Origin of the sequence: Halomonas sp. A3H3, assembly GCF_000982975.1 — a bacterium.
GTDB classification, from domain to species: domain Bacteria; phylum Pseudomonadota; class Gammaproteobacteria; order Pseudomonadales; family Halomonadaceae; genus Vreelandella; species Vreelandella titanicae.
In genome coordinates, this window is sequence record NZ_HG423343.1 from 3,659,727 (window position 1) to 3,680,955 (window position 21,229).

A 21,229-nucleotide genomic window follows, 5' to 3' on the forward strand; every position below is an offset into this window, starting at 1 on the left:
CCGGCCACCGGGTGCTGTTCATGACGTTAGACCGGCTGGTCAGCACGCTGATGCGTGCCCGACAGGAAAACCGCCTGGATCGACAGCTCCAGCAACTGACGTACCCGAAGGTGCTGGTACTGGACGAGATGGGCTACCTGCCGATGACACGCGAAGAAGCCAGTCTGTTCTTCCGCTTGATCAACCGGCGTTACGAGCGGGCCAGTACGATCCTCACCTCGAACAAATCGTTCATGGACTGGGGCGAGATCTTTGGCGACCAGGTCATTGCCACGGCTATCTTGGATCGGCTACTGCATCACTCGACCACCCTGAACATCAAAGGCGAGAGCTATCGACTGAAGGACAAACGACGTGCTGGCTTAGTGACGACACCGACGACGAAGGAGGACACCACCTCAAACGAACCTGACGCTGTTCCGATAAAAGAGCACTGATAAAAACGGGACAATCTAGAGTGATGAAATGCGGACATCCTTCATTGACGTTGACACCATCGGAGGAATGAGCCTCTGGCTTGTACTGATCCGCATCAGCGGCGCCTCGACGGCGTCGAGCTACCACCTTCTTAATCCGTTCTTCGGCGTACTACTCGCTTATCTTGTACTTGGGGAGCCGTTGCGCATGGCGGATTTTATTGGGGCTGGGCTGATTGTGAGCGGCCTGCTCCTCACCACCCAGGCAAACTGGAGTGTAAGGAAGAGTTAGCTGACAATACTGAGCTCTGCGCAGTGCAGTGCTCCATCGCGACAGCCAAAGGCAGTGGTAGGGCGGACGTATGTAATAGATGCGACATAAACATGATCCAGGTCATGTCCGTAGCCTAAAGTTTAATGAATTTAGCATGGGTTTAAACAGGCTTTGCTGCTAGTCTGAAATTATTAGAGCGATAAACGCCTCAGGGACAATCTAAATGCAAAATGTCTCACGCAGTGAGCTTTACCTCGTTAGCCAACGCGTGCACTCCATTCCCGCAAATACGGAGACTTGCAATGCCACTACTTTTCTCGTGAAGATATGTATATAGATATTCTTCTCCATTCAGTAACCACCACTTGTTTTCCATATTAAATGAAATACGGTGTGTTGTTGCCGGATAGTATTTGGTATGATGCTTGGAGTTAGAATGATCTTATTGTCATATAAAATATATACTAAAGGTGATAAATGTCAGAGCGTTCAGTTGAAATAGCAAAGCAAAGTATTAGTGGTTCAAATAAATATGATTATTTTGTTGTTGGAATTGGCGCTGCAACCTTCGGTTATTTTGCTAAAGATTATGAGGCAGTTGGAGAGTTTGGTATTAATGAAAACTCTCTAGTTGTTATAAGCCTATTCCTCCTGGCTATATCAGTCGTCAGTGGTTTGAAAAAAATAGAGCGCCATAATAAATTTTTAGAGAAAAATGGGAAGTATTTGGATTTGGCGGAGCATTTGGCAGGATACTCTCGAAATGTTATTGAAGGTGGAGTCGCAATAAATGAAGAAAGTGGAGAGGTATTGAATCCAAGTGACTCTGCTTTAAAAGCAGCAGCGTTGAAAAGATGGCTTCCCAGTCTAAAGTTAGAGTTAGAGCGTTCTGGAAATATAATTGGCTGGTATAGCATTTTTAGAGACTATAGCCTTTTTTTAGCATACTGCACCTTGGTTTTTTCAAAGTTATTGCCATTTTTTTATTCTTAATAAAATTATCTAGTACGTTTTTTAACCTAATAGTTTTTTCTATTGATTTGAGTTTTAAGATGTGGTTTTTATAGCTATGCTGGACAGTCTTGAGCTTGAGTGTTTTAATTCCGTTAATATTTTAAAATAGTTAGATGGTTTTCTATTTCTTTAAATGGTGAGTAAGTATGACATTCGGGTATAGACTAAATGTTGAGCAGTTGATGTATAAGAGAGCAAGTTATAATTATGAAAAAGCATTGTCTAAAATGGTCGATGTGCCTGACTCTATACCTGAGACAGGTAAGCTCTATTATTTTGAAGGGCCTGGTTTAGAGGACGATGAAACTATCGCACTTTGTATAGAGTGTATTATTGAATGGGCGGCCTCGCTTGAATCATTTGTAAATCTAGTATGGTTGGGAAATAAAATTTCGAGCCAGGAAGAGGAAAGGAATTATTCAAGTACTATAGCTAAAATAAAACGTTTATATCAGATAGAAGATTTATTATACGGGGACTCAAAGTGGAAAAGTGGTGTTGAGAAATTATTTGCTATGAGAAACTATCTTATGCATTATAAAGAAGCCATTACTTATACTGGGTTTAGTTTTGCTACAAAATTTCAGCATGAGTTTTCAAAAAATAATATGATTAAAATAAAACGCGATATTTACCTTGCTATCAAGGAGATAGGTGGTTATTTTAATATTGATTGTGGTTTTGTTGATGGTGATTATGATCACTTGGTATATAAGTATTGATTGTTATTACATTTAATGCGGCGAGATTTTTATGGGTTATTTAATTAGTTTTTTGATTGCTGTGTTATTGGCTATTTTTACTGCTTGGATCCAATATTATAGTTGGTTTAAAAAAGAACGTTTTAAGTTTGAGTCCAAAGAAGAAGATATAGCATTGACTTTAGTGAACGAAATTTCTGAGCTGGCTCATATGAGAATTCATAAGCAAAGAGAGCAGGTTTGGAATATTAGAAATAATAACTATAGCCAGGAGGTTGAGCAAGAGTATAGGAAAGCGGTTGTATCATGGAATGAGAAAATTGGAGGTTTTATGTCTAAACTTGATTATAGTTTTTCTAGAGAGGAGGTGTCTTTTTTTGAAAATTTTATTCACAGGAAATTTTATCGAATACATTGTGAAATGGTTTTAATAAAAGAGAGTAAAGCCAATACTCTTAGTCTATCCCAATTAGAGGAAGAGCTTAATCGCTTAGGTAGTGAAGTGGTTTATTTTGTGCGAAGGCTTATGGGGAAAGTAAGAAGGAAAGACTATTCAACTCTTACCCTTAATAAAAAAGTGTCCTTTGGTAATAGGTCTAAATTGACTTGTGAATATCTGGTTTTACGTCTTTTTGGCCTGGATTAATCTTTGGGTATATTCTTTACGTACTCTTATCTTTTTTGTCCAGTTGGGCGCTTCTTGTGCTGTAAAATTAAAAAAATCATCTGCATATTTGTATTTATAGGCTTCTTCGTTTTTTATAGTATTTACTATTTGTTTGGGTAGGGGATAAACTAATAGGCTAGCCAAAATTGCAGATTGCTCTTGATCTAATTCTACTGCTGACCGGCGAAAAATTAGTAGTGAAGCGTCATCGCAGCTATTTAGTTTATAGCCAAAATAGGCAGAGCTGAGATAGCTTCTTAGCACAGCTTTTTTTGTTAATCTTTTAGTTATAAGCCATGATAAAATCATTTCGTGAGATTTTCTTTTGATAGTACGCTCTTTTTTATTTATAACAGTTCTTACATATTGCTGTTCTATTGTACTTATACCACCTAATCTTTTCTTCATTATGAGCTGCTTGAGTATTCTAGGCGCGCAATAAAAATCAATGCCAGCGTGTTTAAAATAGCGCTTATCCTCTATGGTTAACACCGCTTTCTCAAATTTCGTGAGATCATTTTCAATCCATAAACTAGTTGTGTTTTGAGTTTTTCTTGAGTGAGATATAATTATATCAACAATTAGATTGAAATATATCAGCCAGCCTTTAATGTCAATTAATAGTTTTGGTTTTCCGCCAATTGTTTCGGATATGTCTTTATTCATAATTCTATGCTTCGCCCTTTCTTGTGAGTTCCACGTGGCCATGTTGTTCTGCCACCATTGAGTAAAATCGACCTTGAGCGAGATTTTTGTTTTTTACAGTTAGCATAAAAAGGTAGTCTGATTCACGGCCAAAGTCAGCAAGAGTCATATTTATAATTATCCTGTCTTTAGAAAAATAGTTCTTCTCTATATAACCTTCAATTCTACCTCTTTTTCTGTTTTTTCCATAATACGTTTTATGCCCTGTTTGCGATATTTCAAAGAATTTTTCTGCAGTCCCTCTTATTACTTTGTCTTCGCGCCATAGAATAAGGTCATATTTTATCTTCATGTTTTTAAAAGGATTTCTCTTTGTTTTTTGCGTGGTTGTTGTTAATTCCCAGTGATCTGATATTTCAATTAATGGAAATAATTTCTCTTTTATAATAAAGAATAATAGCGCAAGTGCTATGCCACCTACCACAGTTGATAAGGTTGACATAACAAAACTATTCATTTATGCAACCCCTTGTGATGTCCACCCCACTAACTCTCATAACCTCCCTCGTCACCGCATCATTCAATATCCCGCGTTTGGCTTCGATCACTGTTAGCCAATCGCGGGCACGGGTGATGCCGGTGTAGACCAGCTCGCGGGTGAGAATTGGGTTGGGTGTTTGCGGTAGCAGTAGGGCGGTGTGCTGAAACTCTGAGCCTTGTGATTTGTGTACTGTCATCGCGAACACGGTTTCTACCGCGTGCAGGCGGGAAGGCAGCACCCAGTGAATGGGGTTTTCCGGGTCACTGGTCGGAAAGGCGACTCTTAATAGCGATCTTCCTGGCTTATTTGAAGGGCTTCGTGGATCAGGCACCGCCATTGTGATGCCAATATCGCCGTTCATCAGTTTCAGGCCATAGTCGTTTTGGGTGACCAGTACCGGGCGGCCTTCGAACCAGCCTTTTTCTAGTGTGTGGTCGTTGCCGAACAGCAGCTTTTCGCTGCGCAATGTTTTGGCGATGCGTAGGTTTAAGCCTTCTACTCCCCACGGGCCTTTGCGTAGCGCGCACAGTAGCTGAAAGCGGCTGTAGGCGCTCAGTACTTGTTTTGCCCAGGCATCGTAGACTTCGCTGTTCTTTTCAAACGCTAGCGATGTATCGGGCCGTTCACTCGCTAGCGTACTTAGGTAGTAACTGTAGCCGGTGGGCGGTGCAACCGGCTCGCCCTTGAAATTGGTGCGGCCTTCGCCTGCGTTGGGAAATCGTTGCGTGCTGCCGGTGATCACCAGGCGCTCCAGGGCGCTGTCTTCGTTTTGTGCGTCTGGCTGCAACACCAGGTGGTGCAGGTCGGCGTAGCCGTTATTCAGTACGCTATGTACGGCTTGGTGTTTATCCCGTTCCCGCAATGCTTCACTTAGCGGCTGATTAATCGCCTGGGCGAGCTGGCCGATGCCACTTGTTTCAGTAAAGCGGTGGCTTACCCGCAGCATGGTAATGGCTTGATTCAGCGGTTGGCCTTCCGGGTCGATTAATGTTGCTGGCAGCGGGTGGTCGGTGAGTTCGGCTAGCCACTGCGCCGTGGCGGGGGTGTAGTGGGCGGCATCGGCGCGGCGGCATAGGTCGCCTAGCACGGCGCCTGCCTCTACGGATGCCAGCTGGTCTTTATCCCCCAGCAGCACCAGCTTGGCGCTGGCGGGTAGGGCGCTGAGCAGCGCCGTCATCATTTCGATATCCACCATCGAGGCTTCATCCACCACCAGCACATCTAACGCCAGCGGGTTGGCGGCGTTGTGGCGGAAGTGTCGGGTGTCTGCGCGGGCGCCAAGTAAGCGGTGGAGTGTGGTGACTTCTGTCGGAATGTCGATTGCGTTCGATGAGGCGGCGGCTGGCTGCTCACCTAATAGGGATTCCAACCTGCTAAGGGGTAAGTCTTTCACCTGCCCGGCAATGGATTCATTCAGCCGTGCGGCTGCTTTCCCGGTGGGGGCGGCCAGGCGAATGCGTAGCGGGTGGGCGTCGGCCTGGGCCAGTTGCAGGGTTTGCAGCAGGGCCAGCAGGCGCACCACGGTGGTGGTTTTGCCGGTGCCGGGGCCGCCGGTGATGATTGCGAAAGGGCTGCGGGCAGAAAGGGCGCAGGCGTTTTTTTGCCAATCCAGAGTGTCAGTTGCCGGGAATAGTGTATCCAGAGCTCTTTTAAGTAGCGGCGATGGCTCTGAGCTATGCACCGGGCTATCCGCGCTAAGCCGAGCGGCGATTTCCTGGTGTAGGGTCTGCTCGAACTGCCAGTAGCGGCGTAGGTAGAGTTTGCTGGTGTTATCGCTGTGGCTTACCACCAGCGGCGTATTGCCGGGGCCGTCGCTGATCAGTGTGGGGTGGTTGAGGGCGGCCTGCCACTCGGGCAGCGTTAGCGTGGCCAGCACATGGCTGGGCAGCGGCGGCGGGTCGTTCAGGTCGTCGCCTTCCGGCGGCAGCGAAAGCGCAAAATCCGGCGCTTCCAGCGTAGCGGCTATATCCAGGCACACATGGCCACGGCCAAGCTGGTGGCTGGCCAGCGCCGCGCCCAGTAACAGCAGCGGCGGGGCGTTTTGGGTTTCGCGGTCGAGAAAGCGCACCAGGGCCAGATCCAGATCCCGCAGCCAGCCACGGGAAACCCAGCGCTCACACAGCAGGAATAGCGCGGCGGTATCACTTAGGGCGGGGTGCGGCTGGGTAGCACTGGCGGTTGGTTCTGTCGGTGGTGTTGCCGATGCGGTTGAATCAAGTGCAGCGGGCGGTGCGTCATCGGCGAACAGGTCTAGATTCATGGACTCGTTCTTGGAAGCCGTGTCTCGCTTACTCATGCCAGTGCCTCCTGGTTGCTTGCTGCTGACGCTGTTGATGAGCCAGCAAAGAGTGCATCCAGCGCTTCGATCAGCGCTACCGGTGCGGGCACGGCGTGAACCCCGCGGGCGGTGGTGCGGCTGCCGCGTAGAAATACCGTCATCGAGCCGCCCAGGTGCTGGTACGGGTCGTAGTCGGGCAGGCGCGCTTTCAGTAGCCGGTGAAGGGCGAGCATATACAGCGCCGCTTGCAGGTCGTAGCGTTTTTCGAGCATGGCAACGCGTAGGGCGTCAGCGGTATAGGCGCTGTCGTCGCTGCCCAGGTAGTTGGATTTCCAGTCGAGCACATAGAAGCGGCCTTCATGTTCAAAGGCGAGGTCGATAAAGCCTTTGAGCATGCCGTTGAGGGTGTCGGCATCCAATACGGGGCGTGATACCCCTGGCAGTAAGTGATCACTGACCAGCTCATCCAGCTTGCGCGTTTGTACCTGGTGCGCGGCAAACCAGAACTCCAGTTCCACCTGATAGCTTTCGAGTTCACATAGCGCCACCTGGCTGCCCTCGCTGGATTGTGACGGGGCCAGTGACAGAGATAGAGGCAAGGGAAGCGGCGTGGCGAGCAGTTCTTCTAGCCAGCCCGCCAGGGTGTCGTGCCACGCCTGCCAGCCACGCAGCTGCACGCGCCGCCGCAGCATGTCTTCCCGGGCGGCGGGGTCTTCTAAGGCGGTGTTAAAGCCTAGCTGCCCCGCCCACTCTAAAAGCCCGTGCAGAAAGGTGCCGGGGCCGGGCCCACGCGGGAATCTATGTAAATGAAACGCCTCGGTGTTGGTGGCGTTGTCGTGGGGCTCGTCCAGCACTTCCAGAGTGGTGGCTTCCTGTGGCGTGGTGGGTTCCGGCGCGGGCGTTGTCAGCGGGATGGTGCTAGATCCAGAGACCGCCCCAGAAGTACGCAGCGCTGAGTAGCTGGCGATCCACCACTGTTCCCGAGCAGGGCGCAGAGGCGTGCGGGCGTGGCCCAGTGCCTGCTGCTCCGGCGCTGGTGTGAAGCGCAGCGCAGTGGGTTCCGGGGCGGCACTTAGCGCGATATCGCTGCCTTTCACCAACTCGCCTATCGCCTGGGTAAACGCGCTGGGGGCGATGGCCTTGCCACCGTTGATCAGGTGGCCGATGGCGCTGTTCTCGCTACCTTTCAGCGGCGCCAGCCCTAGCCAGGTGGCGTGGCGGGCGCGGGTGAGCGCTACGTAGAGCTTGCGCAGGTCTTCGCCGAGGCGTTCGCGGTCGGCGGTGGCCAGCGTGGCTTCATCGGCGCTCAGGCTGAGTTGCAGCGTGCCGTCGCTGTCGTGCCAGCGCAGCGGCAGGTCGGTGTCGCTGACCGGGCGGTGGTTGGCGATAAACGGCAGGAACACCAGCGGGTACTCCAGCCCCTTGGATTTGTGAATGGTCACTACCTTGACCAAATCAGCGTCGCTCTCCAGGCGCAGCTTGTGGCTGTCGCCATGGCTATCCGGGTCGGCAATGGCTTCCGCCAGAAAGCGAATCAGCGCGTGTTCGCCATCCAGTTCCTGGCTGGCGTGTTGCAGCATTTCGCCCAGGTGGAGCAGGTCGGTTAGCAAACGCTCACCCTCGGCGAACTCGCCCAGTAGCCGCGCGGCGATATCAAAATCGACCATCAATCGGCGCACCAGCGGCAGCACGCCCTGGCGCTGCCAAAGGCGATGGTAGTCGCTGAACTGCTCGACCCGCGCTTCCCAGGCCAGCTCGCTCTGGTTGAGGTGGTCGAGTTCTTCAAGGCTTAGCCCTAGTACTGATGTTGCCAGGGCGGCGCGTAGCTTGGCTTCCGCCTGGCGGGAGTTGGCCTGGGGCTCGGCGCAGGCGCGCAGCCAAATGGCCAACTGCGGGGCAATGGGGGAACTGAACACCTTGTCGTGATCGGAAAGGTAGACGCTCTTGATGCCCCGGCTGGCCAGCGCCAGTCGAATCGCCCGGGCTTCCTGTAGGCCGTTGACCAGCACGGCCATGTCCGAGGGGGCCAGCGGAGTGAGTCCGTTATCGTCGCTGTCGTCAGTCGCCTTAGCAAAGCCCGCCTGCTGTTGGCGGCCTGCTTCCAGAAGTGCGGCCATGTGCGAGGCGCAGCGCTCGGCCATCTCTGTTTGGTAGGCGGTTTTTGAGAGCGGCTCGTCGCTTTCCAGTGGCCACAGGGTCATCGCTGCTAGCGGTTTGCCGTTGAGTACCAGCGTTTCCTTGGTGCCTTTGGCATTGACGGGGTTGAACGGCAACGGGTTGTCACCGCCATCGGCACGGAACAGAAAGGCGCCGGCATCATGCTGGTCGGCGTAACTGAAGCAGTGGTTGACCGCTGCCACCATGGCGTGGCTGGAACGGAAGTTGGTGCCCAGCGTGACGTGGCGGCCATCGGTGTCTTGGCGTGCCTGTAAGTAGGTGAAGATATCCGCGCCGCGAAAGGCGTAGATCGCTTGTTTGGGGTCGCCAATCAGCAGAATGGCGCTATCGCGGCGGGGCGTTGCGACGTCATACACGGCGTTAAAAATGCGGTACTGAATCGGGTCGGTATCTTGGAACTCGTCGATCAGTGCCACGGGGAATTGGCGTTGGATCTGCGCGGCCAGGGCCTCTTTGTTGGGGCCTTTCAGGGCGCGATCCAGATGGGTGAGCAGGTCGTTGGGGCCCATCTCGGCGCGGCGTTCCTGTTCGCGCTCCAGGCGGGCGCGGCACCACTGCACGGCGTGAATCAGCAGGTCGTTGCGCGGCTCGGGCAGGACATTCAGCGCTTGCGGTAGTTTAGCGAAGGCCTCAAAGGCTGGATGACTAGGTGGCTGCCCCTTCCAAATTTCTGTAATTCCTTCTGGCGTTAGTCGATCCCATGCAGCAGCTTTCTTGTCAATGTCGGGGCTGACAAGATCACTTTCGGCCCATTGCTGTATTTTATCCAGCCATTTACCGCGGTGATCTTTCCGCATTTTACTAGCATTAAATGCTTTTGCTTTTTGCCCATCATCAAAGAGCTGGCGCAACTCATCTACCCATGATTCCCATGGCTCTTTAAGTTCTTCAAGAAGCGCGCTGCGTTCGGCTTGGCTGGCGGCCAGGGTCTCGCTGGGCTCAGGCTTGTCATCGCCCAGTGCTTCACTTTCTGGTAGAAGCTTACGTATCGGTTCGTGCAGTTTGTCCGGTGATTTCCAGTAGTGGGTGACAATACCGAGGGCGTCGCTGTCCAGCGGGTAGTAGAAGCTGCGCCAGTAGTCACGCACCACTTCCTGTTCCAGTTCGCGCTGGTCGTTTTCCAGGTTGAGGGAGAACAGGCTGCCGCTGTCGAAGGCGTGTTCGCGCAGCATGCGGTAGCACCAGCTGTGGATGGTGGAAACCGCAGCTTCGTCCATCCATTCGGCGGCCAGCGCCAGGCGCCGCGAACAGGCGGGCCAGGTGGCAGGGTCGTATTGGTCGCGGAGTTCTAGGAGCAACGGATCAGCAGTTCGCTCGGCAGCAGGCCGACGCGAGGGCGCCGTGAACCCATCCGTGGGGGCTACTTTTGCCATCCCTGGCAAAAGACCCTCGCTATGGCCTGCTCCCTTCGCTTGGTCTGTATCCTCAGCTCGAAATACTTCTGCTGCTTCTACCAGCCGGTTGCGGATGCGTTCGCGTAGCTCTTGGGTGGCAGCGTTGGTGAAGGTGACGACCAGGATTTCCGGTGGCGTGAGCGGGCGGATAAACGCTGTGTCGTCGTCAACGCTGTGGCCGCCGAGTACCAACCGCACGTAAAGCAGGGCGATGGTGAAGGTTTTGCCGGTGCCAGCGCTGGCCTCTATCAGGCGGCTGCCGTGAAGCGGGAGGCTCAGGGGGTCAAGAGATGTGATAGAAGGCATGGCGGTATCCCGAGCAGTATTCACTGGTCAGCACGGCAGGGCGCTGTAGGACGAGGCTTGTCCAACGCTTATTTGAACACGAGAAGGTAGCTGGGTAGAAGTCGGGCTGTTCTGGAAGTCGTTACTATGGCTGTTTCAGGCTGCCTGTGTTCAATCATTAAATACGCATCATTGTTTACAGTAATTAAATAGGTTCTGGTTCTTAATTTAAAAAGTGCATTTTAACCAGTGTGCTTGAGTAGAGATATAAAGCTGGAGTGGTTTAGTTATTGAGACCGCCGTCTTTTATATATTTTATTTGTCGTTATAAAGGCAGTGTAATGGGGCGTTTCCGTAAGCTATTGATGATCGCCTCGGCTGCTTTAGTCAATATACGCCCCCTGCGAACACAGAGGATAGTCGTTGCAGAGGGGAGCTCGTTTTCTGCGATATCGACAATGGCCATGGTTTGGTGCTTCTCTTCATGGCTCACCGCGTAGTCGGGTAATATGGTGAGGTTACCGGTCTGCATGACGTGCACCTTGATCAACTCGATGTGGTCGAGTTCGAAGCCAATCTTTGCGGTGAGGCCCAGCCTTAACAGGGAGGTATCAAGTGCTCGCCGAGTATGGAACGTTGGGTCGAGCATTGTCAGCTCGTAGGGGGTTAAGTCTTTCAGGTTCAACGTACTATGTTTGGCCAATGGGTGTTGGTGAGGCATGGCCGCCTTGAATTGGGTCGTGAATTTTTCAACGATACTGATACCAGGATAGAAGTCATCTTGCATGGTAATTCCGAAATCCACCTGATCATTTTCAAGGGTTTGGTAGACGGCCTCTGCCCCTGAAATACGCCCTTTGAATTCGACGAGTGGATGGGCTTTTTGAAACTCTGCAATGGCAGGGAACAGCCAGGCCCTGGCAACGCCTTCTATAGTGGCATACCTCACCGTGCCTGCCGTCAATCCGTGTATATCGGCTATCTTGGCTCTTGCCAGCTCCATTTCACGCATGGTGCGCTGCATGTGGAGCGCCAGAACCCTGCCTTCTTCCGTAAGCAGCATCCCATCCGCGCAGCGATCGAACAGCGTTGTCTGGAAGCTGTGCTCAAGGTTCTGGATTTGGCGACTAATGGCCGAAGCGCTGACATGAAGGGAGAGCGACGCCTGGCGTATCGACCCCGTTTCCGCGACGGTCAAAAAGTACTTGAACATTGAAATTTGCATGTTGGTTCCCTGTTTTTTTAATTAAAACAATAATGTAGGTAGGTGTTCACTTTTCGGCAACGAGCCGTGCTAACAATAGCGTTTTTCTCATACCCTGACGCTCCCTATGCTCTACCTTACTGCAATGCAGTACTTGGGTATCTCTTGATAGCGGCAATCGTGAGCTCAGTAAGCTATGTGAAGGCTTGTATAAAAACGTGTCTGTAAACAGGTCTGTAAATATAGCTTAAGGAAATTCGAGACGCTTGCTCAACACGATTTGTTATAAAACTAACAAGTAAAGCTAAAAAGAGATGTTGGCTTTGGCTCTACGCTTAAAGGTGACTTAAATGTTGACAGGAATGAATCGGAAGTTGTTCTGGTTAGTGCTTATATTGGCACTTATCGGAAGCTGGCTTCCCTACTTTAATATTCTCAATGAACTGGTGTGGGTAGGCCCACTATCTCTTCCTCTGGCCTGGGTATTGACCTGCAATATAGTGCTGACACTTTGTGCCATTGCACTTTATCCGCTCTACTTCAAGCCACTCTCTGAACGTATTGATGCATTTGAGCATCAGGAGGGCGGGCATGAATAGCACCGCTGTCACTATCATCATACTGATCGCGTTCATCGCTATCTTTGTCGTGATATCGCTGCGTGCCCGGCAGCATAATGCGTCGACCATTGACGATTACGTCGTGGGTGGGCGCTCCATGAATACCGCGCTGCTGCTGATGTCCATGGGGGCGACTTACTTTTCTACCTGGACGCTGCTGGGGTCATTCGGTGTCTATTATCGGGAAGGGATCTGGTTCGCAGGCTTTACCACCTGGGCCATCATTCAGGGCAGTGTGTTTATTTGGCTGTTTGGCACGCGCATTTGGTATATCGGTAAACGCTTTAACTTCATCACTCCTGGGCAAATGGTAGAGCACTACTACTCAAGTCCCACGCTTCGTTTGCTGTTTTCCATTGTCGGTATCATCGCCTTGGTGCCGGTGATGCTGATTCAGGTAACGGGCAGTGCCCGTGCACTGGAAAGCCTGACCGGCGGTGCTATCCCCTATGCCGTTGGTGTTATCGTGACCTCGGTGGTGGTCGGCTTTATCGTGCTCTGGGCGGGCTTCAGGGGCACCGCATGGGCGGATGCCTTTATGGGGACATTCTTTGCCACGGTACTGGTGTTCACGGCGGTCTTCATCATCGGTAAAGCGGGCGGCTGGTCGTTCCTGCAGAACGTGGCCGAAGTCGAGCCACAGCTATTGACGAATAAAGGCAATCCGGTGGCCATGCTGGAGTTATGGGTTGGGCTGAGTTTTGGCGCCTGGGCGTTGCCCCACATGTGGCAGAAGTTCTACTCGGCGCATTCAGCGAAAGTGTTGGGCAAGGTGGCCATGTTCACCCCTTTCTGGAACTCCTGGATGATGGCCTGCATTCCGTTGGTGATAGGCCTTTCAGCCAATATTCCTGGGCTGGTGCCAGGGGCGGCGGACAATAGCGATGCGATTCTGCCCCTGATCTTTGCTGAATATGCCCCTATTCTCGGCTCCTTTGTGGTCGCCGGTATCCTTGCCGCTGCCATTTCTACCATCAACAGCCAGTTGCTCTCTTCGGCAAGCTTGGTGGCTGAGGATGTATGGCGTCGGTTCTTTGATAAAGAGATGAGTGAAAAGCGCTTGCGCCTGGTCAATAAGGTGGTCATTGGGCTGATCACCAGCATTGTACTGGTGCTTGCCCTTAGCCCTTCCGGGGCTGGCTACTTGGTGCCTGTCGCCTCCCTGGGCTTCAGCCTTGGCTTGCAACTGGTACCCACCGCGCTGGGGATGCTCTATTTCCGCTGGATTACTCCCGCTGGTGCGTTAACCGGGATGGTGGTGGGTGTCATCACTCTGTTCGTAAGCGCTGCTACCGATTTCACGCTGTTCTTTGGCCCGGGGATCAGCGCGATCATCGTCAATGGCCTGTTGGTGGCCCTTGTTAGCCGCTTTACCCAGGCTGCGCCAGTGAACGGCGACAATGACTACCATGCGCTGTTCGCTCAGCTCTATGGCAAGCAACCTACGCAAAAGGTAACTGCTCATGCAATCAGCTAAAAAAGTCGCCGTCGTTCAGGCGGGATCCCACCCCTTTGACCCTATGTTGACCGCCGAAAAAGGGGCAAGGTTAATCAGTGAAGCTGCCTCCAAAAAGGCAACGGTGGTGGTTTTTCCAGAAGCCTTTTTGGGGGGCTACCCTAAGGGTGCAAGCTTCGGTAGTCCGGTAGGCAAACGGACTGAGGAGGGACGTGATGAGTTTCTTCGCTACTACCGAAGCGCCATTGACCTTGATGGGCCGGAGTTGACCCTGATTACTGATGCAGCTCAGGCACATAACGTCTTCGTGGTCATGGGGGTGATTGAGCGTACGGCCTATACCCTCTACTGCACGGTACTGTATATAGATCCTGAGCAGGGCTTGGTGGGTAAACATCGCAAACTGATGCCTACTGGCGGTGAGCGTATCATCTGGGGGTTCGGCGATGGCTCGACGCTGCCGGTTTTCAAGACCGGTGCAGGTACGGTGGGTGCGGTGATTTGCTGGGAGAATTATATGCCCATGATGCGCTCGGCCATGTATGGCAAGGGGGTCGATGTTTACTGCGCGCCCACCGCTGATGACCGTGATACATGGCTGGCCAGCATGCGGCATATCGCTCTTGAAGGACGTTGCTACGTGTTAAGCGCCTGCCAGTACCTGACTAGGGGCGATTTTCCCGACGATTATGACTGCCTGCTGGCACCGGCGAGTGAGCCGGAAACGATACTGATGCGAGGCGCGAGCATAATCGTAAGCCCCATGGGGGAAGTTCTCGCCGGCCCTCTGTTTAACGAGGAGGGCATTCTCTATGCCGAGGTCTCCCAGGACGTCATCGTACGCAGCAAGCTCGATTTCGACCCGGTCGGCCACTATGCCCGCCCGGATGTATTCAGCCTGCATGTGGATACAGAAGCGAAGTCGCCGGTAAGCAGTGACTGATCACGTTTAAGCTTGCTGTGAAATCAACTCATCAGATGGCTGTTTCATGCTCCACTGGATCAGCCATCGTTGAGATGGAGTATTGCCATGACGTTTCATATCGACTACCCCCGAGTGGTACCCGAGCGGCGGCCACCTGGCCATGAACCGGCGGCCCCCCGCTATACATTGCGCTGGACACGACCGGTCAATCGACTCTGCTGTGTCTATTTTGGCATCCAGGGGCGCGAGCTTGCCTGGGATGACCAGGTGGCGTTTTTCAGCCGGATCAGGGACTCCTTTATTATCGACTCCGCGCCGGAAGCCCACGAAACGCTGCGCTTTACCGATGAAGCGGGCTACACCAATGCGGTGCTGGTGGCTTATTGGACTGATCCTTCGGGCTATATGGAGTGGTTGCGGGATGCTGCGTTTATCCAGTGGCTGGCACAGCCACAGCGCACTGACGATACGTTCGGCTATTGGCGGGAGACCATCCACGTCCACTATGACCGTCATGAAACGATCTACTCAGAAGGTAACTATCGAATAGGGTTGGGGCGTTGTCCTGACACCAAGGTGGTTCCCATGACTACCAACGGCTATTTTGGCGCTGCCCGTGACCGCTTTCCGGTTTCTGCGGTGGATCCACTGACGAGCACCTTTAAGGTTAAGATGCCTGCACCGGGTAGCAAAACGACACTCGGGCGACGTTTATTTGCTCAAGTGCCTCATAACCTGACCTCGATTCGATCCGGTCAGTATTGGGGGGAGGCGAAGCAGGAGCAGTTTGACGACTACGAGGAGTCATTACGCCCCAAATTGATGGAAGGTATGCAGTACTTGCTCGACAATAAGGAGGAAACGGGCACGCTTTGCTTGAGGGTCATGTCAAACCTTGATGATAACGGTGACGAGCGCTACGAAACCTCGGTACATGCTTACTTTGCTTCTTTGGAGGAGATGGAAAGCTGGGCCAGTTCACATCCTACCCATAAAACCATTTATGACCATGCCATCACGAAGAACAGACAATATGGCAAAAAGCGCGAAGTGGTCACCTGGCATGAAGTCTTCCTGTTAACCGAAGGCATGCCATTTGAGTATATTAATTGCCACCCTGAAACCGGTGTATTGCCGTTTTGCACGCTTTATGAGCGTTGTTAATATATTGTTAGTCGCTAAGAATGTTCTGACTCATGCCGCTTCCCCACTTTAACCAAGCGGGCGCGCTTCGGCTAAGACTCTTGCTTGGGTGGGGCTTGGCTCATCAGTCGATACATAGGTGACAATTTCCACCGGCAGTTTGAGGTATTCTTCGAGTATCTGTTTGAGTTCAGCGCAAGGCTGTGGCGGTATCGCTGCCTGGGAAATTAACAGTAGATCAACGCCGCCGCCGCGCTTGGAATCATCTAGCCTTGAACCAAACACATGAGTTTCCACCGAATCACCAATAAACTCGCTCACGCCAGAAAGAATGATGGCGCGATGTGTTTGGGTAATACGCATGAAGTCAGCTCCTTAACTGTATGACAGCCCCGCCACCTGATAATCTTATCGCCGAGCCACTTTAGGTGCATTTTAGTTTACGCTACCGGCGGCTTCGGTTCACTCTAACGATGGGATCTCATGCTGACATCGCTGCTGGATAATGACTTCTATAAGATCACGATGCAGAACGCCGTGATCAAACGCTTTCCTTATGCCCATGCGCGCTACGCCTTTATCAATCGTGGCGAGCATGCTTTTCCTGATGGCTTCGGCGCTGAACTTCGCCACGAAGTCGATAAGATGGCATCGCTGCGTTTGAGCGATGAGGAGAAGCGCTATCTCGAAATAACGTGCCCTTATCTCGACCCTACGTATCTCGATTTCCTTGCCGGGTTTCATTACAACCCCAGCGAGGTGATTGTAGAGCAGCAGGGGAGCGACCTTTCGGTGATCATTGAAGGGCCCTGGTATCGCACCATTCTCTGGGAAGTGCCGCTGATGGCGTTAATCAGCGAGCTGTGGTATCGGTTGCGTGGTGTGACGATCACGTCTGACGCTGATGCGAAGATTGAGCAGCGCGCGCAGGAGAAGATTGAACTCTACCGCCGTTTAGGCCTGAAAATCGCTGAGTTCGGCACCCGGCGGCGCTTCTCTTCTGACGTTCACGACCGGGTGGTCGGTGCGCTTAGCCACCACGGAGGCGAGGCCTTCAGCGGCACCAGCAATGTGTTGATGGCCATGCGCCACGGTGTTAAGCCGATCGGCACCCACGCTCACGAGTGGTTTATGTTCCACGGTGCCCGCTTCGGTTTCAAAATGGCCAATAGCCTGGCGCTGGAGCATTGGGTAGATGTGTATCGCGGTGATCTGGGGATCGCCTTAACGGATACCTTTACCTCTAAGGCGTTTTACGACAGCTTCGATAAGAAGTTCGCCAAGCTGTTCGATGGCGTTCGCCACGACAGCGGCGACCCTATCGAGTTTGCTTCCCAGACCATCGACCATTACGAGCGCTTGGGCATCAACCCGCTAAGTAAGACGATTATCTTCTCCGACGCGCTAACACCGGAGAAAGTCGAGCGGATACATACCTTCTGCAAAGGTCGCATCGGCATGGCGTTTGGTATTGGCACCAACTTCACTAATGATGTGGGTGTTGAGCCGATGAACATGGTGATCAAGATGGTCGAGGCGCGCCCGGAAGGGCAGGGCTGGCTGCCGGTGATCAAGCTTTCCGACGTGGCGGAAAAGAACACCGGTGACCCGGAGATGATCTCGCTGGCGAAGCGCATCTTGTCGCTGAATGGGAATAGTATTTAGCCTGAGGCTCGTTGCTCTCGCTGATCGTTTAGGCCCCAGCCCGGCAACATTTCGTCATCCCTTGACCGAGCGATGCAGTGGCGCATAGAGCGCATCGGTCAGCGTGGCGAAGCTGTGGCCAAGGGCACGCTCGTTGAATAGCTTTTCGAAGCTCGGCCATTGGTGGGCAAGGTAGGCGCTTTGGGCGACTTCGCCGGTTTGAAAGCGGCCGCCTTCGTAGGCGGTTTCGGCGGCGGCGTAGGCGTCGCTCTCCCTTGCGCTATCGGCTTCCAATTCCGGCGTTCCTTGTTTGGCCAGCCAGGCGAAAGCGGCTTGCGGAGCCAGCGGTAGCGGGGCCTGCATGCCATCGCACCAGGCGCTGAGTAGGGCATCTAGCTGAAAGCGGGCATTCTCGGCCTCTACAGGTTCCAGGCGCACATGACCTGCTTTTGAGAGTAGCTGTGTGGTCATCGGGCGCTCAATATTGCCCGCCAAGTGGGCGACCCACGGGCGTAGCAGATGCTGCCAGCGGTATTGACCGCGGCCACGCCCTTGGCTGATTAAACTACTGCTGAGCAGTAGCAAGCGGCAACGGTTGCCTGCGGCATCCTGGCGAAGTTCTCCCAGCCAATCTTCCAGCGTTACCTGCCCCTCAGCGCTTTCAACAACATGCACCGCCTGGGGCGCCGCTACTACTTGGGGCCACTCTTGCAACGCTTCTTCGTAGGCGCCAAACAGGGCGTCCATTGGTTCGGCTAGCGCTTCACGCATTCGCTCTCCAAAGGCTCCAACCGCTAACACGCCCTGGCCTTTAAAGCGTTCCAGTGCCGCGTGCAGTGCTTCCACTCGCGGCTGGCCGTTATCCACGGCGTGGCGCTGGGCGGCGATTAGCTGATCCTGCAACTGCCAGTTCTGTAGCCCGTCCAGGGTAAAGGGCTCAACGTCCAGCTGGGTAAGCTCCTCCTGCTCGAAGTAGACCTCAAGCCGGGTGTTGAAAAACGCCTTGGCCGGTTCGCGTAGAAAGCTGCCTAGCTGGTTCAGGGTTAGCGTGCTCTGCTGTTCGCTGTCCGCCTTAAGCTCTGGTGATTTTGAGCCTTTATTGCTTTCGCCACTTGGGGTGTGCAGGGCGTGCCATTCATGTGCATACGTGAATAGCCGCGCCTGGGCGGGGGAGTCGTTGGCGTGGGAAGAGAAGTAGCGGCGGCTAAACGGCTGCAGCGGGTGCTCGGTGGTTAACGCTTCCAGCAGCGGCTCGCCGTTTTGCGTGTGCCAGCCCGCCTCCAGGTGGTCGCGCAACTGGCCGACCAGCACCGAGGGCGGCATGGGGTTGTTGTCGATCTGGCTGCGCCCCACCCAACTAATGTAGAGCTGTTGGCGGGCGGAGAGCAGCGCTTCCAGAAACAGGTAGCGGTCGTCTTCCCGCCGTGAGCGGTCGCCGGGGCGGTAGTCGCTGCCCATTAAGTCAAAGTCCAGCGGCGGCTGGGAACGGGGGTACTCGCCGTCGTTCATGCCCAATAAACACACCCGCTTAAACGGAATGGCGCGCATCGGCATGAGGGTGGCGAAGTTGACCGCGCCCGCCAGGAAGCGCTGGGAAAGACTATGTTCGTCGATTTGCCCTAGCCAGTGTTCACGCACCATGGAGAGCGGCAGCAGGTCAAAAAGCTCGGCTTCTTCGGTGCTGTCCAACAACTGCTGTAGCGCGGTTTCCAGCTTGGTGAGCATGACGCTCTCTTGAGCGTCGTCGGTCAAGAAGTAGGTTTCCAGCAGTTCACGCAGCCGGGCCACCCAGCTGGCGGCGTCGGTGGGCTGGCAGAAGGTTTCCCAGGTGCTTTCCAGTTTTTCCAGCAGATTTGCCAGCGGGCCTGCCAAAGAGGCTTCCAGCCCGCCAATATCATCGAATGGTTCGATGCCTTGCCACGCCTCTGCACTTCCCACCGTATACCCCAGTAGCAACCGGCGCAGGCCAAAGGCCCAGGTGTTCTGAGTTAGCCCTTCGGGTAGATCCAGCCGGGTGCGCTGCTCGGCATTGAGCCCCCAGCGGATGCCTGCACCCTCGATCCAGCGGCTGAGGGTCGGCAGGTCGTGCTCGTCGATGCCAAAGCGTGTGCGCAGCGCGGGGACTTCCAGTAGATCCAGCAGGTCGCTCACTGAAAGGCGAAGTTCTGGCAGGCGCAGTAGTTTTTCCAGCGCAATCATCAGCGGCAAGCGGTGGCGGCTGGCCTGATCCGAAAGGGTGTAAGGGATGTAGCGCGGGTCGTCGGGTCTCGCGTTCGCATTATAGCCACCGAAGGTGGAGCGGTACTGGCCGAACACCGCTTCTATGTGCGGCGCGTAGCGGTCGATATCCGGCACCATGACGATGATATCCCGCGGTCGCAAATCCGGGTCGGCGCTGAAGGCCGCCAGCAGCTGGTCGTGAAGGATCTCCACTTCCCGCTGGGGGCCGTGGGCGATATGGAACACGATGGAGTCGTCGCTGGCGGGGGCGAGCGCGGGCCAGTGGGTTTGGGTTTCCGCCACTGGGCGCAGCTCACGGATATCGTCTTGTAGCTGGCTGAGCAGGCAGTTGCGCTCTTCGCCGCTGAACGGCTCGAACATGTCGATGCGCAGCGCCTGCTGCTCGAATAGCGTTTGGTAGTTGCCCGCGTCGTCGTGTTCGTCGAGCAGGCGCAGGTAGTCGCGCCCCTGTTTGCCCCAGGCGGCCAGCAGCGGTTGGGCGTGCAGATGCAGGGCGTCGTCGGCATCACCGGTGCCGAGTACGTCCAGGGCGTCGGGCATGCCTGCCTTGCGCCGCTGGCGGTAGCGGCTGGCGCGGAGCAGGTCTTTGTGCTCGATGATATCCGCCCAGTAGTACTGGCAGGGGTTGTGCACGCAGAGCACGATTTGGCAGCAGCGCGACAGCGCCGCCAGGGCTTCTAACGTCTGTTGCGGCAGCGATGAGATGCCGAAAATAATCAATCGCCGGGGCAGGCCGGGTGGGCACGCTTGGCCTTCAAGCTGAACGGCGGCTTCTAGAAAGCGGCTGTGCACCTGGGCACGGCTGCTGTTAAGGCCTGCCTCGCCTAGATTATTAGCCACATCATCGCGCAGCGCGCGCCATAGCTCTGGCTGCCACAGCTGGTGTGCTTCCAGCGGGCGGGCTTCGCCCCGGGCGGTGATGAGTACATCGTTGCCCTTGGCCCAGGCGTCCAGCCAGTCGGCGCGATACACTTGGTACTGGTCGAATAGATCCGCCAGCCGCTCGGCCAGTTGGTAGTGCTTGCGCTGGTCGCGATCCACTTCTAAAAAGCGTGCCAGCGGAGCAAAAGCTTCCTGCTCGGCAAGGCTGGGCAGCAGGCGCAATAAGCGCCATATCAACCGCGATTTATCAAACGGCGAGGTTTCAGGCACCGCGTGGGCGTCGTGCGTTAAGTGAGTCAGCACCGTGCGGTAGGCCTGCCATAGAAAGCGCGCGGGCAGGGTGACGTTCAATGCCGCCGCTATGCCCGCACCGCCTTGGGCCGGGCCTTCCGCCAGCGCCAGTTTTAGCCACTGCCCAATGCCGTTGCTCTGTACCAGAATGGTCTCGTTCTCTAGCGGCGAGAGCGGATGTCGGCGCATCCACTCCACCGCCAAGCCGCGCAAATCTTCCAGGCGATTGGCATGTACCACCATAAAGCCCGGCGTTAACGGCGTTTGCGAGAGCAGCGAGTTTGCAGACATGCACGATTCCTTAATGGATGGTTCCTTCACGGCAGGGGCGGAGCGGCTAAGTGTATGGTGCCATAAGTTTAGTTCTGAAGCTTGAAACCCTAGCGTCCTGTTTGAGAACTGCTATGATGGAAATATGATGCATATAAGT

The 21,229-nt window shown here is 53.8% G+C and carries 17 protein-coding genes; 10 read left to right on the forward strand and 7 right to left on the reverse strand.

The window, feature by feature from the left end; genetic code table 11:
* From HALA3H3_RS26255 to HALA3H3_RS16425, 5 genes are all read left to right on the forward strand, one after another.
* Positions 1-437: ATP-binding protein (locus tag HALA3H3_RS26255; RefSeq protein WP_199105084.1), on the forward strand; the 437-nt coding region annotated here is incomplete at its 5' end.
* Positions 438-465: 28 nt separating this feature from the next.
* Positions 466-708, forward strand: coding sequence for an EamA family transporter (locus HALA3H3_RS16410; RefSeq protein ID WP_022522672.1), 243 nt, complete (start codon positions 466-468; stop codon positions 706-708).
* Positions 709-1,167: 459 nt separating this feature from the next.
* Complete coding sequence (locus HALA3H3_RS16415) at positions 1,168-1,683, forward strand: hypothetical protein (protein WP_022522673.1); 516 nt, start codon at positions 1,168-1,170, stop codon at positions 1,681-1,683.
* A 167-nt stretch (positions 1,684-1,850) separates the two neighbouring features.
* On the forward strand, positions 1,851-2,426 hold the full coding sequence (locus tag HALA3H3_RS16420; RefSeq protein WP_022522674.1) for a hypothetical protein: 576 nt from the start codon (positions 1,851-1,853) through the stop codon (positions 2,424-2,426).
* A 31-nt stretch (positions 2,427-2,457) separates the two neighbouring features.
* Positions 2,458-3,051 (forward strand): hypothetical protein, encoded by a 594-nt coding sequence (locus tag HALA3H3_RS16425; RefSeq protein WP_022522675.1) that lies wholly within the window; start codon positions 2,458-2,460, stop codon positions 3,049-3,051.
* Here the strand turns inward: HALA3H3_RS16425 and HALA3H3_RS16430 are convergent.
* The 5 genes from HALA3H3_RS16430 to HALA3H3_RS16450 all read right to left on the reverse strand — a co-directional run bounded on the left by HALA3H3_RS16430 (position 3,028) and on the right by HALA3H3_RS16450 (position 11,618).
* On the reverse strand, positions 3,028-3,738 hold the full coding sequence (locus HALA3H3_RS16430; RefSeq protein ID WP_053857016.1) for a biosynthetic peptidoglycan transglycosylase: 711 nt from the start codon (positions 3,736-3,738) through the stop codon (positions 3,028-3,030). The two genes, HALA3H3_RS16425 and HALA3H3_RS16430, sit on opposite strands and share 24 nt — an antisense overlap.
* 4 nt (positions 3,739-3,742) lie before the next feature.
* On the reverse strand, positions 3,743-4,234 hold the full coding sequence (locus tag HALA3H3_RS16435) for a hypothetical protein (RefSeq protein WP_022522677.1): 492 nt from the start codon (positions 4,232-4,234) through the stop codon (positions 3,743-3,745).
* Positions 4,227-6,518 (reverse strand): exodeoxyribonuclease V subunit alpha, encoded by a 2,292-nt coding sequence (gene recD / locus HALA3H3_RS16440; protein WP_053857221.1) that lies wholly within the window; start codon positions 6,516-6,518, stop codon positions 4,227-4,229. Before recD ends, HALA3H3_RS16435 begins: the two co-directional genes overlap by 8 nt.
* 32 nt (positions 6,519-6,550) lie before the next feature.
* The gene (recB, locus tag HALA3H3_RS16445) at positions 6,551-10,414 is read right to left on the reverse strand and encodes an exodeoxyribonuclease V subunit beta (RefSeq protein WP_022522679.1); all 3,864 of its coding nucleotides are present in this window, start codon (positions 10,412-10,414) and stop codon (positions 6,551-6,553) included.
* Between the two features lie 304 nt (positions 10,415-10,718).
* A complete protein-coding gene (locus tag HALA3H3_RS16450; RefSeq protein ID WP_022522680.1) occupies positions 10,719-11,618 on the reverse strand; it encodes a LysR family transcriptional regulator in 900 nt (299 codons plus the stop codon).
* Between the two features lie 329 nt (positions 11,619-11,947).
* Between HALA3H3_RS16450 and HALA3H3_RS26705 the strand changes: the two genes are divergently transcribed.
* The 4 genes from HALA3H3_RS26705 (at position 11,948) to HALA3H3_RS16465 (ending at position 15,762) form a co-directional block, all read left to right on the forward strand.
* Positions 11,948-12,196 (forward strand): hypothetical protein, encoded by a 249-nt coding sequence (locus HALA3H3_RS26705; RefSeq protein ID WP_022522681.1) that lies wholly within the window; start codon positions 11,948-11,950, stop codon positions 12,194-12,196.
* On the forward strand, positions 12,189-13,694 hold the full coding sequence (locus HALA3H3_RS16455; protein ID WP_022522682.1) for a sodium:solute symporter family protein: 1,506 nt from the start codon (positions 12,189-12,191) through the stop codon (positions 13,692-13,694). Before HALA3H3_RS26705 ends, HALA3H3_RS16455 begins: the two co-directional genes overlap by 8 nt.
* Positions 13,681-14,616, forward strand: a complete 936-nt coding sequence (locus tag HALA3H3_RS16460) for a carbon-nitrogen hydrolase family protein (protein ID WP_022522683.1) — start codon at positions 13,681-13,683, stop codon at positions 14,614-14,616. Before HALA3H3_RS16455 ends, HALA3H3_RS16460 begins: the two co-directional genes overlap by 14 nt.
* An 87-nt stretch (positions 14,617-14,703) precedes the next feature.
* Positions 14,704-15,762 (forward strand): phenylacetaldoxime dehydratase family protein, encoded by a 1,059-nt coding sequence (locus HALA3H3_RS16465; protein WP_022522684.1) that lies wholly within the window; start codon positions 14,704-14,706, stop codon positions 15,760-15,762.
* A gap of 48 nt (positions 15,763-15,810) precedes the next feature.
* Here HALA3H3_RS16465 and HALA3H3_RS16470 read toward each other — a convergent pair whose 3' ends face one another.
* A complete protein-coding gene (locus HALA3H3_RS16470) occupies positions 15,811-16,104 on the reverse strand; it encodes a nucleotidyltransferase domain-containing protein (protein WP_022522685.1) in 294 nt (97 codons plus the stop codon).
* A gap of 120 nt (positions 16,105-16,224) precedes the next feature.
* On the opposite strand from HALA3H3_RS16470, the gene pncB reads away from it, so the two are divergent.
* Positions 16,225-17,406 carry a nicotinate phosphoribosyltransferase gene (gene pncB, locus HALA3H3_RS16475; protein WP_022522686.1) on the forward strand — a complete coding sequence of 394 codons (1,182 nt, stop codon included), beginning with the start codon at positions 16,225-16,227 and terminating at the stop codon, positions 17,404-17,406.
* Positions 17,407-17,460: 54 nt separating this feature from the next.
* Here pncB and recC read toward each other — a convergent pair whose 3' ends face one another.
* On the reverse strand, positions 17,461-21,090 hold the full coding sequence (gene recC, locus HALA3H3_RS16480) for an exodeoxyribonuclease V subunit gamma (protein ID WP_022522687.1): 3,630 nt from the start codon (positions 21,088-21,090) through the stop codon (positions 17,461-17,463).
* Positions 21,091-21,229 lie beyond the last annotated feature (139 nt).

Coding starts and splice junctions, on each gene's coding strand:
- HALA3H3_RS16410 (WP_022522672.1), top strand. CDS start 466: ATGCGGACATCCTTCATTGACGTTGACACCATCGGAGGAATGAGCCTC.
- HALA3H3_RS16415 (WP_022522673.1), top strand. CDS start 1,168: ATGTCAGAGCGTTCAGTTGAAATAGCAAAGCAAAGTATTAGTGGTTCA.
- HALA3H3_RS16420 (WP_022522674.1), top strand. CDS start 1,851: ATGACATTCGGGTATAGACTAAATGTTGAGCAGTTGATGTATAAGAGA.
- HALA3H3_RS16425 (WP_022522675.1), top strand. CDS start 2,458: ATGGGTTATTTAATTAGTTTTTTGATTGCTGTGTTATTGGCTATTTTT.
- HALA3H3_RS16430 (WP_053857016.1), bottom strand. CDS start 3,738: ATGAATAAAGACATATCCGAAACAATTGGCGGAAAACCAAAACTATTA.
- HALA3H3_RS16435 (WP_022522677.1), bottom strand. CDS start 4,234: ATGAATAGTTTTGTTATGTCAACCTTATCAACTGTGGTAGGTGGCATA.
- recD (WP_053857221.1), bottom strand. CDS start 6,518: ATGAATCTAGACCTGTTCGCCGATGACGCACCGCCCGCTGCACTTGAT.
- recB (WP_022522679.1), bottom strand. CDS start 10,414: ATGCCTTCTATCACATCTCTTGACCCCCTGAGCCTCCCGCTTCACGGC.
- HALA3H3_RS16450 (WP_022522680.1), bottom strand. CDS start 11,618: ATGCAAATTTCAATGTTCAAGTACTTTTTGACCGTCGCGGAAACGGGG.
- HALA3H3_RS26705 (WP_022522681.1), top strand. CDS start 11,948: ATGTTGACAGGAATGAATCGGAAGTTGTTCTGGTTAGTGCTTATATTG.
- HALA3H3_RS16455 (WP_022522682.1), top strand. CDS start 12,189: ATGAATAGCACCGCTGTCACTATCATCATACTGATCGCGTTCATCGCT.
- HALA3H3_RS16460 (WP_022522683.1), top strand. CDS start 13,681: ATGCAATCAGCTAAAAAAGTCGCCGTCGTTCAGGCGGGATCCCACCCC.
- HALA3H3_RS16465 (WP_022522684.1), top strand. CDS start 14,704: ATGACGTTTCATATCGACTACCCCCGAGTGGTACCCGAGCGGCGGCCA.
- HALA3H3_RS16470 (WP_022522685.1), bottom strand. CDS start 16,104: ATGCGTATTACCCAAACACATCGCGCCATCATTCTTTCTGGCGTGAGC.
- pncB (WP_022522686.1), top strand. CDS start 16,225: ATGCTGACATCGCTGCTGGATAATGACTTCTATAAGATCACGATGCAG.
- recC (WP_022522687.1), bottom strand. CDS start 21,090: ATGTCTGCAAACTCGCTGCTCTCGCAAACGCCGTTAACGCCGGGCTTT.